Origin of the sequence: Mesorhizobium sp. M7A.F.Ca.US.006.04.2.1 (genome assembly GCF_004022915.1) — a bacterium.
Lineage (GTDB): Bacteria > Pseudomonadota > Alphaproteobacteria > Rhizobiales > Rhizobiaceae > Mesorhizobium > Mesorhizobium ciceri.
Window position 1 is genome coordinate 1 of the sequence record NZ_RZQA01001626.1, and the last position, 483, is coordinate 483.

Below are 483 nucleotides of genomic sequence, written 5' to 3' on the forward strand. Positions count from 1 at the left end.
AGCCTGTCCTGCGGCTAGACGGCATCTGCCTGAAGTTTGGCGACAAGCGCGTGCTGAACGGCATCGATCTGTCGGTGGTCGAAGGCGAGGTGGTCGTGCTGATCGGTGCGAGCGGATCGGGCAAGACGTCGCTGCTGCGCTGCATCAACCTACTCAACGTGCCGACTAGCGGCAGCATCGTCATCGATGACGAAACGCTGTTCGACAGGCGGGCCGATGGCAAGGGTGCCCAGATACCGGCCCACGAGGTCAACCGCATCCGCTCCAAGACCGGCATGGTCTTCCAGCAGTTTAATCTGTTCCCGCACATGACAGCGCTCGAAAACGTCATGGAAGGTCCGGTCATCGTCAAGAAGGAGCCGAAGGAGCAGGCGCGCCAGACGGCGCTGAAGCTTCTCGACCTCATGGGACTGTCGCAGCACATCGAAAAGTATCCGCGCCAGCTTTCCGGCGGCCAGCAGCAGCGAGTCGCGATCGCCCGGG

1 protein-coding gene is annotated in these 483 nt (G+C 62.1%); it reads left to right on the forward strand.

Going from position 1 to position 483, the window contains the following annotated elements; genetic code table 11:
- Positions 1-483: ATP-binding cassette domain-containing protein (locus EN925_RS39110; protein WP_164894849.1), on the forward strand; the 483-nt coding region annotated here is incomplete at both ends.